We start from the raw sequence: 13710 nt of genomic DNA, 5'->3' as shown, positions 1-13710 counted from the left end.
TTCGGCTAATTAAACCCCAAAAAGTTCGAAGTGCGTACCCAACCAAGCTTTATAATATGCATTTAGGGGATTGTGCCTGAAACACCGAGTTCATATCCAATGCCGTTAAGTTAAGCGCTTCTTCGCAGGATTTGCCCGCTGGCTGGGCGGAGTCGAAGCCAAAAAATCGCTTCGACACCGCTCAGCGAACGGCTTAACTTAACGGCATTGGTATTTTATCCCCTCTCCCCAATCCTCTCCCGGAGGGAGAGGGAGTAAGATGTTAAAGTTATTTTATGCATGATCCTGGATCTTTTGAGTTCTGATTAGGATGGTGTCTGGGTGTTAAATGAAAAATAAAGCGGCGGGCGATGTACAGAATTATCTGGATATTGCTATCTCCAGTCAGCAGTTGACGATTTATGAGAATGGAAACCGGGTACGGTGTTACCCGGTTTCCACGGCCAAAAAAGGCGCTGGCGAGCTGATGGGCAGTCAATGTACGCCTCGCGGCTGGCATAAAATCAGGGCGAAAATTGGCGCCGGCCAGCCGCTGCAGTCGGTTTTCAGAGGCAGACGCCCCACGAATGAGATTTACAATGCCGAGCTGGGCAGGCAATATCCGCAACGGGATTGGATATTAACGCGAATTCTCTGGCTGGGCGGGCTTGAGCCCGGTAAAAATCGCTACGGTACGGTCGATTCAACATGGCGTTATATTTATATCCACGGTTGCCCCGATGAATTAATGAATGGTAATCCAGCCTCGCATGGCTGCATTCGCATGAAAAATGCCGATGTGCTGGATTTGTTTAATCGCGTCGAGGCCGGGATCACCGTTTATATTCATGACTAAGGAATGACATGACGCGGATTATTCTGGGCGTGGAATACGACGGCAGCGGGTTTTCAGGATGGCAGTGGCAGGCCAGCCGGCGCACTGTGCAGCAGGTGCTTGAACGGGCGTTATCAAAAGTTGCCGATCAGAAGGTGAGCGTGATTTGCGCCGGAAGAACCGATGCCGGCGTCCATGCCTTTGAACAGATCGCGCATTTTGATGTCAATGTAGAACGCGACCTGCATAGCTGGATGCTGGGCGGCAATAGTAATTTGCCCGATGATGTCAGAATTATCTGGGCAAAAGAGGCAGTAGCCGACTTTCATGCAAGATACAGTGCGATTGCGCGGTTTTACCGCTATATCATTGTTAACCGGCCGGTAAAATCGGCCCTATTGCGTAAACAGGCGACCTGGTGCTATGTGCCCCTGGATGCAGAGAGGATGCATCAAGCCGGCCAATATCTGATCGGAAATCATGATTTTTCCTCGTTCCGCGCCCAAGGCTGCCAATCCAAAAGCCCTTTTCGTGTCATGTATTTTATCGATGTTTACCGCAATGACGAGAAGGTGATCATTGATATTGCGGCTAACGCATTTTTACATCATATGGTCAGGAATATTGCCGGAGTATTGATGGATATAGGGACCGGAAAACGGCCGGTGGACTGGGCCCAACACTTGCTTGAGGTTAAAAACCGTGAGCTGGGCGGCGCCACGGCGGCGCCCGACGGTTTATATCTGGGCGCGGTTTATTATCCTGAACAATATGGCATTCAGAAACATCCAGTATTCAACAAGCTGCCTGCCGATGCCAAACGCTTTGATTAGTCTGCCAGGGCTGGTCAGTTTATTGGCTTTTGCCTGGATATCGGGTAAATTGTTCTTTTTTAAAAAATTAAAAATGATGGGCATGAATAATTTTTTATCTTTCCAGGTTCATGGTGGAAGCGATCACGACGGCATTGCTGAGAGTGTCAGTCATCTTTTGGCGTTTCTTGAAAACCTTGCATCCAAGGCGCCGCAGGATATTTTTGCATTGATACTTCCGGGTATGGCGGGTATGGATAATCTTCATCCCTTGCTGGTGCATTTTACCATTGCATTTATATGGGCATTTTTTGTTCTGGATTTAATCGCTACGCTGGCAAAAAAACCGCAATGGCGCAGTGTTGCCAGCTGGTTTCTTTATATGGGTACCGTAGCTACCGTGTTTACGGTGATTTCCGGGTTTATGGCCGCCGATTCTGTAGCGCATGGGCAAAATGTACATGATCTTATGGAGCGTCTTGAACAGCTTGGCATAGTGGTCCTTGCTTTGGCAATAGTGTTGTCGATCTGGCGGATGAAAAGCGGTAGTTTAATCCGGGGCGGGGCTAACGGCTTTTTTCTTGTACTTTCAGCTTTGCTGTGCTTACTGATAATGGTGAGCTCCGATTTGGGCGGTACACTGGTTTATAAATATGGCATTGGCGTGGAAGCTGTTCCGGTTCCTGAAGGCGGGTTTAGCCATGAACATAATCATGACCATTCCCATGCCCCCGAACAGCTGCATGAACACTCGCATTGATTAAGGAATAAGCAAATAAACCTGCTGCTACTGCTTTGTTCTTTATAATTGATGAGTAATAGGCGGCGACAATGTAGGGCTTGTTTTATGTTAAATCCGGTAATGTAAAACTACTGACAATTACAGAAATTTCTCAAGCTCTTGAGAGAAGAGGTTATGAAAACAAGTATTTCTTTATTAATGGCAGGTGTCATCGCTGTACTGGCAATGCTCACTCATGCCGAAAAAAACCTGCAGGCGGCTTCTTCTGTTGCCGAGCCTGACAGCCTGTCAGTGGCCACTTTTGCCGGGGGCTGTTTCTGGAGCCTTGAATCGGGTCTTGAAAAATTTACCGGCGTCCATAAGGTGATTTCAGGCTTTAGCGGCGGACACATCGTTAATCCCAGTTATGATCAAGTATCCAAAGGCGGTACAGGCCACGTTGAGAGTGTTCAGGTTTATTATGACCCGGCCGTAATCAGCTATAAAACGCTGCTTGATGCTTACTGGAGGCAGGTCGATCCCACCGATGACGCTGGCCAGTTTGTAGACAGGGGCAGGCAATACCGGACGGTGATTTTTTATAATAGCCAGGAGCAAAAGGAGCATGCTGAAAAGTCGCGCCAGTTATTGAGCCAATCAGGACGCTATTCGGCGCCGATCGTTACAGAAATAAAAAAATTTGAGAGTTTTTATCCGGCTGCGGATTATCATCAGAATTACTCTAAAATTAATCCGCTCCGTTATAAATATTATCGTTTTAGATCAGGCCGGGACAATTATCTAAAAAAAATCTGGGGGCCCGAGCTAATTTTAAAAACAGGCCAGGATACAGCAATGAATCACTATACAAAACCATCCGATGAAGTATTACGTAACACATTAACGCCTCTGCAATACCAGGTTACCCAGGAGGAAGATACGGAACCGCCGTTTAAAAATACCTACTGGAATGAAAAGCGTGAAGGTATTTATGTCGATGTCGTGAGCGGTGAGCCCTTGTTTTCGTCCCGGGATAAATTCGATTCGGGTACCGGGTGGCCCAGCTTTACGCGCCCTTTAGTAGCAGACAATATCCTTAAAAAGAAAGATTTTCTGCTGGTTTTTCCCCGCACGGAAGTGCGAAGCCGCCATGCAGATTCGCATCTTGGTCATGTTTTCGAGGACGGACCTCAACCTACCGGACTGCGCTATTGCCTTAATTCAGCTTCACTACGATTTATTCCGGTTGAAGAAATGGAAGCAGCGGGGTATGGGGAATTTTTATCCCGCTTTCAAACTGAAAACACCCGGTAATACTTGTCATCAGGCGGGTTCGGCGACTATTTAAAATGGCTTGCTCCGCTATAGTGCAGTCTTCAGATAAGATTATGGAAGGCGCGCGGGCAGAAGTATTTTCCCGAACTGACCGCTTAATTATGAGCCGTGCTGAACAGCAATGATAACAAGCAAATTACAATGTTATTTATGCTATTCTGGGCAACTTGATTTTTTTTCGATAAATTCCCGTATCTCTTTATGCGAACTCGCGTTAAAATTTGCGGATTTACCCGTGTTGAAGATGCTGTTTGTGCGGCGCTGTCTGGTGTGGATGCGATCGGTCTGGTTTTTTATCCGCCCAGTCCAAGAAATATCGATATTGATCAGGCGGTTAAGATTGTCAATGCCTTGCCTGCCTTTGCCACGGTAGTAGCATTGTTCGTCGATGAACAGGAATCACGGATACGTGAAGTGCTTGAAAAGGTAGCAATTGATTGCCTTCAGTTTCATGGTAATGAATCTGCCGAAGCCTGCCGGATGTATGGCAAACGTTACATTAAAGCGTTAAGAATGCAGCCCGGCATTGAGATTGATGATGTGGCCAGGCACTATCATGATGCGTCGGCGTTATTACTGGATGCTTATCATCCGGCCGCTAAAGGGGGAACGGGCAGCCGCTTTGATTGGGATTTAATTCCCGGACACCGCGAATTACCGGTAATTCTGGCGGGTGGTTTGGCAATTGATAATGCCAGGCAAGCTGTACAGAAGGTGCGGCCTTATGCGCTGGATGTCAGCAGCGGCGTGGAAGTTGAAAAGGGTATCAAGGATGCAGCTAAAATGGCGGCATTTTTAAACGAAGTTTATGAGAGTGACAGATTAAGCAGATGACAGAAAAATATAATATGCCCGACGAGCGCGGTCATTTTGGCCCTTACGGGGGAATGTTTGTGGCTGACACGTTAATGCCGCCTATCCAGGAGTTAAATGCAGCCTATCAGCGATATTTAAAAGACCCGGACTTCATAGCGGAACTGGATGCCGATTTAAAACATTATGTGGGCAGGCCTTCGCCCTTATACCATGCGGAACGCTGGAGCCGCGAACTGGGCGGCGCCCAAATTTATTTAAAACGCGAAGACCTTAATCATACCGGCGCCCATAAAATTAACAATACGGTTGGGCAGGCTTTACTGGCAAAGCGTATGGGCAAAACACGCATAATCGCCGAAACCGGGGCCGGCCAGCATGGCGTAGCGACAGCAACCGTGGCTGCAAGACTGGGGCTGGAGTGCGTCGTTTATATGGGTTCTGTCGATGTTGCGCGCCAGGCTTTAAATGTTTACCGCATGAAGCTGCTGGGCGCAAAAGTCGTCGCCGTTCAGTCAGGGTCTAAGACTTTGAAAGATGCGTTGAATGAAGCGCTCCGGGACTGGGTGACCAATGTCGATAATACGTTTTATATTATTGGCACCGCTGCCGGTCCGCATCCTTATCCTGCCATGGTCAGGGATTTTCAGGCCATTATCGGTCGCGAGGCAAGGCAGCAATGCCAGGAAATCAGCGGACGTTTGCCTGATGCCCTGGTTGCCTGTGTGGGCGGCGGATCGAATGCAATCGGTTTGTTTTATCCGTTTATTGATGACAAGTCGGTAAAAATGTTCGGCGTTGAAGCGGCGGGAGACGGTATTGAAACCGGTCGCCATTCAGCCCCGTTATGTGCGGGCCGCCTCGGCGTGCTTCACGGCAACCGCACGTATTTGATGGAAGATGAAGACGGCGAGATTATCGAAACGCATTCTATTTCGGCAGGTCTGGATTATCCGGGGGTAGGCCCTGAACATGCCTGGTTAAAAGACATAGGCAGGGTTGAGTATGTCAATATCACGGATAATCAGGCACTGGAGGGATTTCATGCCTTGACCAGAATGGAGGGCATTATCCCTGCGTTGGAGTCCAGCCATGCCATGGCCTACGCCATGAAGCTGGCTCCCGCCATGAAAGCCGATGAAATCATTATCGTAAACCTGTCCGGCCGTGGCGATAAAGATATGCATACAATGGCTCAACGCGAAGGCATAGAACTGTGAGCCGATTAACTGCCAGATTTGAAGCCTTTTCCAAAACCGGACGCAAGGCGCTGATTCCCTTTATTACCGCTGGCGATCCAAACCCGGACTTTACCGTGCCGATGATGCATGCGATGGTTAACGCCGGCGCCGATATTATCGAGCTGGGCGTGCCTTTTTCTGACCCTATGGCTGAAGGGCCGGTTATACAGCGGGCCTGCGAACGCGCCCTTGCGCATAATATGAGTTTGAGTCGCGTGTTAACAATTGCCTCCCAATTCCGGGAAAAAGATCGGCAAACTCCTCTTGTGCTTATGGGCTATGTAAACCCCATTGAAGCAATGGGCTATGAAGAATTTGCCAATGCCGCGCAGCGCGCCGATATTGACGGGGTTATAACGGTCGATTTGCCGCCGGAAGAAGGGCAAGAGTATATCGCCTTGTTAAAGGCGTGCGAAATTGATCCTGTTTTTTTATTGGCGCCCAATATCAGCGATGAGCGTATTAAAAAAGTGGCCGCTGCAGGCAGCGGTTATCTTTATTATGTGTCTCTTAAAGGCGTCACCGGGGCAGGACACTTGAATACAGCCGATGTCGAAATCAAGCTCAAACAAATCAGAGCAAACACCTCCTTGCCTGTAACGATCGGCTTCGGTGTCAAGGATGCTGTTACAGCAAGGACAATTGCCGGCCTGGGCGACGGTGTGGTAGTGGGCAGTGCTCTGGTCAGTAAAATTGAAGCAAATCTCGCTGATCTGGAAATTGCCAGAAATGAAATAGTCGAATTGTTGACATCCATGCGTCAGGCAATAGATGCTTAAAAAACGGAACCTAATGCCCAATCGCGTGATGATGAAGTCTTTCGGAGCAAATGCATGAGTTGGTTTGAGAAATTAGTTCCTTCAACAATCAGGACAAATTCGTCCAATAAAAAAAGTACCGTACCGGAAGGATTGTGGAATAAATGCCCCAACTGTAATGCGATTCTTTACAATACCGAGCTGGAGAGAAATTTCAGCGTCTGCCCTAAATGCGATCATCATATGCGCATTGCGGCAAGAGCCCGGCTGAATATGTTCCTGGACGAAGGAGCGCGCGTGGAAATCGGCAAAAATATCAAGCCTGTCGATCCTTTAAGATTCAAAGACAGCAAAAGATATAAAGACCGGCTTATTCAGGCACAAAAACAAACCCGGGAAAATGATGCGCTGGTAGTCATGCGAGGACAACTGAAAGGCCAGGATATTGTGGCAGCGGCTTTTGATTTCAATTTTATGGGCGGGTCAATGGGGTCGGTGGTAGGGGAACGTTTTGTCCGCGGCGTCAACCAGAGTTTTGAATTAGCTATCCCGTTCATAGTATTTACTGCAAGCGGCGGCGCAAGAATGCAGGAATCGCTGTTTTCGTTGTTCCAGATGGCGAAAACCAGCGCCGCATTAACGAGACTGTCAGCGGCAGGCATTCCTTATATTTCCTTCATGACCGACCCGACGATGGGCGGCGTTTCAGCCAGTCTGGCCATGCTCGGCGATATTAATATTGCCGAGCCCAATGCCCTGATCGGTTTTGCAGGTCCCCGCGTCATAGAACAAACCGTGCATGAAAAATTACCGGAAGGCTTTCAGCGCAGTGAGTTCTTGCAGGAACATGGCGCTATCGATTTAATTGTCGACCGGCGTGAAATGCGCGATAAAATTTCGAGCATATTGGCTATGCTGATGGCGGGCAGGACAGTTACGCTTGGATTAACCGAACCGGAAGCAGAGCTGGAACCTAAACCGGATACGGAACCAAAGCCAGACCTGGAAACAGAAACAGAAACAGAACCTGAGTCCATGACTGCCGAGGCTGACGATAATATTAATGCATGACTCTGCCCGGTGCAGTAAATGCGATATTAAGCAATGATGCATTTTGAATCGCTGCAGGGCTGGCTGAATTGGCAAGAAAGCTTACATCCCCTGGTGATAGATTTAGGACTGGAGCGCGCCGCCACGGTATTTGCTGAATTGAATCCGGATTGCCTCAAACCCCCGACCATTACCGTAGGCGGAACCAACGGCAAAGGCTCATGTATTGCTTATCTTGAAACAATTTACAAGGCCCAGGGTTATCATGTAGGCGCCTATACCTCTCCAAATATACTTAAATATAACGAGCGGATAAAAATAGACGGTAAACCGGTATCGGATGAACTGATTTGCGCGGCATTTGCCCGAATTGAGGCGGTTCGAAATAATATGTCCTTAAGCTATTTTGAATTTGGCACCCTGGCCGCGCTGGATATATTCTGCCGAGCTGGATTGGACGTGCAATTACTTGAAGTCGGACTGGGAGGGCGGCTTGACGCCGTGAATATTATAGATCCCGATGTGGCCGTGATTGCCAGTATCGGCATTGATCATGTTGACTGGCTGGGTGAAACACGGGAAGCCATAGGGCGGGAAAAGGCGGGGATTTTCCGGCCCGCAACACCGGCCATTGTGGGCGACCCTGAGCCTCCTGAATCCGTGCGGCAGAGTGCTATTGACAAGCATGCCTTGCTGTATTGTATTGGCAGGGACTTTGGTTATGAAAAGCAGTCTAGTGGCTGGAGTTGGTTTGGTAATGGCAGGCAGATCAACCACTTGCCAGAACCTGGATTGAAAGGCGAGCATCAGTACCGCAATGCTTCATCGGTTATTTTGGCGGTGACTCAATTGGCTGAAACCTTGCCTGTGAGCGATGCTTCTATCCGTCAAGGTATTGAAAATGTCCACTTGGCCGGCCGGTTTCAATTGATTGAGGGTAAAATTCCGGTACTTTTGGATGTAGGCCATAATCCCCAGGCAGTCGAAACGCTGGTCGAATACCTAAGCGAAACTTTCCCCGATAAGCGCGTACATGCGATTTTTTCGATGATGAGAGACAAGGATATAGCCGGTGTTATCGAGATCATGCATCCGGTCGTTTACGACTGGTTTTTTGCGCCTTTGGCAAATCCTCGTGCGGCTACAGCATCATTTATGCGGGAAATTTTTTTACAAAGCTCAGCCGATAATGTTTCCTTTGGCTTTGCCAATTTTTCTGAAGCCTTTGATGCTGCAAAAAAACAGTCGCAAGAAGGCGATCTGTTGCTGGTTTTTGGCTCTTTTTTTTTGGTATCTGATTGCTTGGCTGAATTTGAAAAAAGGAGAATTGATTAAAATGAATCAAGAATTAAAACAACGGTTGATCGGTGCATTAGTTATTACAGCGCTGGCGGCTATTTTTGTGCCTATGCTGTTTGATGATCCTGTTGACAATAGCGGCCGGATGGTCAGTGAAATGACTATTCCTGAAGCACCCGTTAACTCTGCCGAAGATACGGCTGCTAAATTGCCCGCTGATGCTGATGAGGTTTTAAAAAACTCTGATGACCAGAATCTGGCGCCGCCTGAAGAAGCGGCGGATATTTCAGTCAATAAAAATTCAGGCGCAGAAGAAGTTGAACAGGAAGGAGAGAGGGCTGAAAGTGAAGAAAAATCAGTTTCCAGCCAGGCTGCAACAGCCGAGCCTGCAGACAGTGAAATTTCCAGCGATACTGCCGGGAATGCAAATGCAGAGGAAGAGGCTGAGCCGCCCGTAACTCCCCATAGACACAATATCCCGAAGCAGGCAGAGTCATCAGAGCCTCTGGAAAATGAGAGCATCGAAGAAATTAAAAAGCCGGTAAAAGTTAAAAAAACAGTAATTCCATCCAGTAAATCGAAACCGAAACAGTCAGCTTCCCTGAAACCTGTAGAGCCTGGCCCGATAGCTGCAGTTAAAAAAACTGTCAGTGCCCCGAAAGTCACTTCTCCCAAACCGGTTCCCGAGCTGGTACGCTGGTATTTGCAAGCAGGTAGTTTTGCTAAAAAGGAAAATGCCCTGGCGCTTTGGGAATCGATACGCAAACAAGGCTTGCCGGTTATGCTGGAAACTATTCAGGTAGCAGAAAAAGGAGCTTTGTACCGTCTTAAGCTCGGCCCGGAGCTTGACAAGGATCGGGCAATAGCAATGCAAGCCAGGTTGAATAAGCAGAATATAAAAACTATTCTGGTATCGGAGTAATTTGATACAAGCTGATTCAAATCTTATAATCCAGTAAATCAGGAAACTATGATCTGGGTAGACTTCGCCATAATCGGTTTGATTTTTATTTCCTTTATCAGAGGAATGTTGCGAGGCGTCAGCCATGAAGTTTTTTCATTAGGATTCTGGATACTCGCAATTTGGGTGGGTTTAAGTTTTAGTCATGAGTTTTCAGGTTTTCTGGTATCGGCAATTTCCGGTTCGGTCGCCAGAATCGCCGCTGCCTTTTTGATCCTGGTCATGATAACCTTGGTTATGGGCGGTTTGATCAGCATGTTATTGGGTGAACTGATTAGCAATACCGAATTAACCTTTACTGATCGTTTTGCCGGTATGTTTTTTGGTGCCGCACGTGGGCTGATTATTGTTTTTGTCATCATAATGCTGGGCGGATTAACTTCATTGCCGGCCGATTCGTGGTGGAAAGAATCGCAATTAATTCCACCGTTTCAAGCCTCCGCCATTTGGCTGCGGGATCATATTCCATCAGGAATGGCGGGATATTTAAATTATCATTAACTAGTTCAGGCTCGGGTTAAAAATGTGTGGTATTGCTGCTATTGTTTCTCATCAAGCTGTTAATCAGGAGTTATATGATGCCTTGATGGTTTTGCAACATCGCGGTCAGGATGCAGCAGGGATTGTAACCTGTGAAGGGGGGCGTCTGCATTTGCGTAAGGAAAACGGCCTGGCGCGGGATGTTTTTAGCAATGCCCAGATGCTGAAGCTGAGAGGCAATATGGGCATTGCCCATGTCCGCTATCCAACGGCGGGTTGTACCAGTTCGGAAGAAGCGCAGCCGTTTTATGTAAATTCGCCTTTTGGCCTGACGCTTGCCCATAATGGCAATTTGACTAATACCGAAGAATTGAAAAAAGTCCTGTTCGTGGAAGATCAACGGCATATTAATACTGATTCCGACTCCGAAGTGCTGTTGAATATTTTTGCTCAAGAGCTGCAAAATTTAGGTAAATTGCACTTGACCGTTGATGATGTTTTTCAGGCGGTAGCGGGTGTTCACGGGCGCTGCCGCGGGGCTTATGCTGTAGTAATTATGATTGCGGGTTTTGGAATTTTGGGGTTTAGAGATCCGCACGGCATCAGGCCGGTAGTGTTCGGCCAAAGAAAGACCGATCAAGGGCCTGAATTTATGATTGCATCAGAAAGCGTTGCTCTCGATGTGCTCGGTTTTGACCTTATCAGAGACATTGAACCTGGAGAAGCCGTATTTATTGAAGAAGCCGGCATATTGCACACCAGGCAGTGCTCGAAAGTGAAAGATCATTGTCCCTGTATTTTTGAATACGTCTATTTTGCCCGTCCGGATTCAATTATTGATAATATTTCGGTTTACAAAGCGCGTCTGCGCATGGGCGAAAAACTGGCCAAAAAAGTGCTTCGCATATGGCCCGATCATGATATTGATGTCATTATTCCTATCCCGGATACCAGCAGGACCGCGGCTTTGCAGATGGCCAACAGGCTAGGGGTAAAGTATCGGGAAGGTTTTATTAAGAATCGTTATATTGGCCGGACTTTTATCATGCCGGGCCAGAAAATGAGGGAAAAATCGGTCAGGCAAAAATTAAACGCTATTGGCCTTGAATTTGAAGGCAAAAAGGTATTGCTGGTTGATGACTCAGTCGTAAGAGGAACAACTTCGGCGCAAATTATCCAGATGGCCCGCGAGGCAGGCGCCAGAAAAGTTTACTTTGCTTCTGCTGCGCCGCCTGTCCGCTATCCGAATGTTTACGGCATTGACATGCCGGCCGCGCATGAATTGATCGCCCATAATCTTACGGAAAATGAAATATGCGCGGCAATAGGCGCTGACCGGATGATTTATCAGGATCTGGATGATTTAATCGATGCTGTCCGCAAAGGTAATCCTGATATTAAACATTTCGATACTTCCTGTTTTAGTAATAAATACATTACCGGCGATATTGATAATGCGTATCTGAAGTATACGGAAGCCTTGCGCAATGACACTGCACAGACAGAGCGTAATTCGGGAAAATTCATTATTGAAATGCAGAATTCCGACTAATTAAGCAGCTTGTTGCTCTTATTTAATGTCAGAACCTTTAGCAAATACAGGCCTGTAGCCAATGAAAGATATTAACTGGAACAACTATTCTCTTGAAACCCAGGCGATAAGGGCAGGGCACAAGCGCACTCATGAAGATGAGCACAGCATGCCTATTTTTACGACCTCCAGTTATGTTTTCAAAAGTGCTGAACAGGCGGCTTTACGATTTACCGGACAGGCAGCCGGCAATATCTATTCCCGTTTCACCAATCCAACGGTTAGCGCCTTTCAGGAAAGGCTTGCGCTTATGGAAAAAGGCGAGCGTTGTCTGGCGTTTTCATCCGGCATGGCGGCAATTATGGCCGTCGGCATGGGCTTTCTTAAAACAGGCGATCACGTGGTCTGTTCGCGCAGTGTATTCGGCAATACCGTGTTGCTGTTGCAGAATTATTTTGGCAAATTCGGGGTTAAAACAGATTTTGTCGATTTGACCGATCCCGCCGCATGGGAGTCGGCAATTACTTCGAATACGCGCTTTTTATTTCTGGAAACGCCATCCAATCCCCTGATTGAAATCGCCGATATTGAATTATTGGCGGCTATTGCCCACAAGCATAACTGCTTGTTAATTGTTGATAATGTCTTTTGCACACCGGCGCTGCAAAAGCCTTTTGAGCTTGGCGCGGATATTGTGGTGCATTCAGCGACCAAATATATTGATGGCCAAGGCCGCTGCATTGGTGGCGCCGTCATCGCCTGCAATGAGATAATAGAAAAGTTTATTTACCCTTATCTTCGCACAGGCGGAGCCACAATGAGCCCGTTTAACGCCTGGGTATTTTTGTCAGGGCTCGAAACCCTGGCAATAAGAATGAAAGCGCATTGCGATAATGCCCTTGAGCTGGCTAAATGGCTGGAACAGCAAGCCGGTATTGCAAAGGTCCACTATCCCGGTTTGCAATCGCATGCGCAACATGAACTGGCGAAGCGTCAGCAGAGCCACTTTGGCGGCGTGCTCAGTTTTGAGCTCAACGGCGGCAAGGAGCAAGCATGGAAATTGATCGATGCCACAGAAATGATCTCGATTACGGCAAACCTCGGGGATGTTAAAACCACCATCACGCACCCGGCAACGACCACTCACGGTCGACTGGCGCCTGAAGCCAGGGCGGCAGCCGGGATTAAGGATAGTTTGATACGGATTTCAGTGGGCCTTGAAAATATTGAAGATATTAAAAAGGATCTGTTAAAAGGATTATAAAACAGGGCGACGCGCGTCATCGCGCGTCATCTCCACCGTTTCTCTTTTAGAAGAAGACACAGCATGGCTTCAAAGGTGCACAGCCTGATGCTTAATCATATTTGATATATTTGAACCTGGGGTCGTCAGGCGTTCCCTCCAGCGCACCGCCTTGCTTGCCGGGCTGCCACATAATCACTTCTTCGATTTTGTGCGCCAATTCAAAATCCTTGTTGGTGATGCCTTTTGCTGCATGATTCACCAGTTTAACGATTACAAAGGCGTAAGAAACTGTAAGATCAGGATGGTGAAACGCCGCTTCAGCCAAATGTCCGATCGTATTAACAACCATCAGCGTGCTTTTCCAGCCGCTGGTTTTGTATTTACGCCGAATCCAGCCGTTTTCCAGATACCAGTGGGGCAATTCTTCTTTCAAGCGTTCCTCTGCCTCTGCATCGGTGTAGGTGTCTTCGTGTTTGTGTTCTCTCCATGCCATAATTTACCTCTTGTTTGATTTTAAACAGTAGCAAAAATTGTATTTCAAATATCTAATAGAAACTGATTATATATACAATTTAAGTTACATACCAAAAGCTGGAAATCAAGCAAATACTTATGAAGTTTTCATATTAAGAAAATGCGTCAGTGATTA

General features: G+C 47.4%; 14 protein-coding genes. 13 read left to right on the top strand and 1 reads right to left on the bottom strand.

Features of this window, described 5'->3' with window-relative positions; genetic code table 11:
* Positions 1–328 precede the first annotated feature (328 nt).
* The 13 genes from HUX64_RS17540 to HUX64_RS17480 all read left to right on the top strand — a co-directional run bounded on the left by HUX64_RS17540 (position 329) and on the right by HUX64_RS17480 (position 13079).
* Positions 329–835, top strand: coding sequence for a L,D-transpeptidase (locus HUX64_RS17540; protein WP_174627499.1), 507 nt, complete (start codon positions 329–331; stop codon positions 833–835).
* 8 nt (positions 836–843) lie between these two features.
* Positions 844–1647 (top strand): tRNA pseudouridine(38-40) synthase TruA, encoded by an 804-nt coding sequence (gene truA / locus HUX64_RS17535; protein WP_174627498.1) that lies wholly within the window; start codon positions 844–846, stop codon positions 1645–1647.
* Positions 1628–2386 (top strand): DUF2231 domain-containing protein, encoded by a 759-nt coding sequence (locus HUX64_RS17530; RefSeq protein ID WP_246247107.1) that lies wholly within the window; start codon positions 1628–1630, stop codon positions 2384–2386. The genes truA and HUX64_RS17530 overlap by 20 nt, the downstream gene beginning before the upstream one ends.
* Positions 2387–2542: 156 nt before the next feature.
* Positions 2543–3661 carry a peptide-methionine (R)-S-oxide reductase MsrB gene (gene msrB, locus HUX64_RS20560; RefSeq protein WP_174627497.1) on the top strand — a complete coding sequence of 373 codons (1119 nt, stop codon included), beginning with the start codon at positions 2543–2545 and terminating at the stop codon, positions 3659–3661.
* Between the two features lie 222 nt (positions 3662–3883).
* A complete protein-coding gene (locus HUX64_RS17520; protein WP_174627496.1) occupies positions 3884–4516 on the top strand; it encodes a phosphoribosylanthranilate isomerase in 633 nt (210 codons plus the stop codon).
* Positions 4513–5715 (top strand): tryptophan synthase subunit beta, encoded by a 1203-nt coding sequence (gene trpB, locus HUX64_RS17515; protein WP_174627495.1) that lies wholly within the window; start codon positions 4513–4515, stop codon positions 5713–5715. The genes HUX64_RS17520 and trpB overlap by 4 nt, the downstream gene beginning before the upstream one ends.
* On the top strand, positions 5712–6515 hold the full coding sequence (gene trpA / locus HUX64_RS17510) for a tryptophan synthase subunit alpha (RefSeq protein ID WP_174627494.1): 804 nt from the start codon (positions 5712–5714) through the stop codon (positions 6513–6515). The genes trpB and trpA overlap by 4 nt, the downstream gene beginning before the upstream one ends.
* 54 nt (positions 6516–6569) lie before the next feature.
* The gene (gene accD / locus HUX64_RS17505; RefSeq protein WP_174627493.1) at positions 6570–7565 is read left to right on the top strand and encodes an acetyl-CoA carboxylase, carboxyltransferase subunit beta; all 996 of its coding nucleotides are present in this window, start codon (positions 6570–6572) and stop codon (positions 7563–7565) included.
* A 33-nt stretch (positions 7566–7598) separates the two neighbouring features.
* A complete protein-coding gene (gene folC / locus HUX64_RS17500) occupies positions 7599–8879 on the top strand; it encodes a bifunctional tetrahydrofolate synthase/dihydrofolate synthase (RefSeq protein ID WP_174627492.1) in 1281 nt (426 codons plus the stop codon).
* A gap of 1 nt (position 8880) precedes the next feature.
* A complete protein-coding gene (locus HUX64_RS17495; RefSeq protein WP_174627491.1) occupies positions 8881–9765 on the top strand; it encodes an SPOR domain-containing protein in 885 nt (294 codons plus the stop codon).
* 48 nt (positions 9766–9813) lie between these two features.
* Complete coding sequence (locus tag HUX64_RS17490) at positions 9814–10305, top strand: CvpA family protein (protein WP_174627490.1); 492 nt, start codon at positions 9814–9816, stop codon at positions 10303–10305.
* Between the two features lie 22 nt (positions 10306–10327).
* Complete coding sequence (gene purF / locus HUX64_RS17485) at positions 10328–11836, top strand: amidophosphoribosyltransferase (RefSeq protein ID WP_174627489.1); 1509 nt, start codon at positions 10328–10330, stop codon at positions 11834–11836.
* Between the two features lie 61 nt (positions 11837–11897).
* Positions 11898–13079: an O-succinylhomoserine sulfhydrylase gene (locus HUX64_RS17480; protein WP_174627488.1), complete on the top strand. Its 1182-nt coding sequence runs from the start codon at positions 11898–11900 to the stop codon at positions 13077–13079.
* A 91-nt stretch (positions 13080–13170) separates the two neighbouring features.
* Here the strand turns inward: HUX64_RS17480 and HUX64_RS17475 are convergent, their stop codons facing one another.
* Positions 13171–13554, bottom strand: a complete 384-nt coding sequence (locus HUX64_RS17475; protein ID WP_174627487.1) for a 4a-hydroxytetrahydrobiopterin dehydratase — start codon at positions 13552–13554, stop codon at positions 13171–13173.
* Between the last annotated feature and the right edge of the window lie 156 nt (positions 13555–13710).

The sequence above is a fragment of the Candidatus Methylobacter favarea genome (assembly GCF_902806695.1).
Lineage (GTDB): Bacteria > Pseudomonadota > Gammaproteobacteria > Methylococcales > Methylomonadaceae > Methylobacter_B > Methylobacter_B favarea.
Note: the sequence above shows the minus strand (reverse complement) of the source record. Positions and strands in the feature narration are given on the sequence as shown.

What these genes read in the sequence shown, in the direction of transcription:
- HUX64_RS17490 (WP_174627490.1), top strand. Translation starts at nt 9,814, where the DNA reads ATGATCTGGGTAGACTTCGCCATAATCGGTTTGATTTTTATTTCCTTT.
- trpB (WP_174627495.1), top strand. Translation starts at nt 4,513, where the DNA reads ATGACAGAAAAATATAATATGCCCGACGAGCGCGGTCATTTTGGCCCT.
- HUX64_RS17540 (WP_174627499.1), top strand. Translation starts at nt 329, where the DNA reads ATGAAAAATAAAGCGGCGGGCGATGTACAGAATTATCTGGATATTGCT.
- accD (WP_174627493.1), top strand. Translation starts at nt 6,570, where the DNA reads ATGAGTTGGTTTGAGAAATTAGTTCCTTCAACAATCAGGACAAATTCG.
- truA (WP_174627498.1), top strand. Translation starts at nt 844, where the DNA reads ATGACGCGGATTATTCTGGGCGTGGAATACGACGGCAGCGGGTTTTCA.
- HUX64_RS17520 (WP_174627496.1), top strand. Translation starts at nt 3,884, where the DNA reads ATGCGAACTCGCGTTAAAATTTGCGGATTTACCCGTGTTGAAGATGCT.
- msrB (WP_174627497.1), top strand. Translation starts at nt 2,543, where the DNA reads ATGAAAACAAGTATTTCTTTATTAATGGCAGGTGTCATCGCTGTACTG.
- HUX64_RS17530 (WP_246247107.1), top strand. Translation starts at nt 1,628, where the DNA reads ATGCCAAACGCTTTGATTAGTCTGCCAGGGCTGGTCAGTTTATTGGCT.
- folC (WP_174627492.1), top strand. Translation starts at nt 7,599, where the DNA reads ATGATGCATTTTGAATCGCTGCAGGGCTGGCTGAATTGGCAAGAAAGC.
- HUX64_RS17475 (WP_174627487.1), bottom strand. Translation starts at nt 13,554, where the DNA reads ATGGCATGGAGAGAACACAAACACGAAGACACCTACACCGATGCAGAG.
- purF (WP_174627489.1), top strand. Translation starts at nt 10,328, where the DNA reads ATGTGTGGTATTGCTGCTATTGTTTCTCATCAAGCTGTTAATCAGGAG.
- HUX64_RS17495 (WP_174627491.1), top strand. Translation starts at nt 8,881, where the DNA reads ATGAATCAAGAATTAAAACAACGGTTGATCGGTGCATTAGTTATTACA.
- HUX64_RS17480 (WP_174627488.1), top strand. Translation starts at nt 11,898, where the DNA reads ATGAAAGATATTAACTGGAACAACTATTCTCTTGAAACCCAGGCGATA.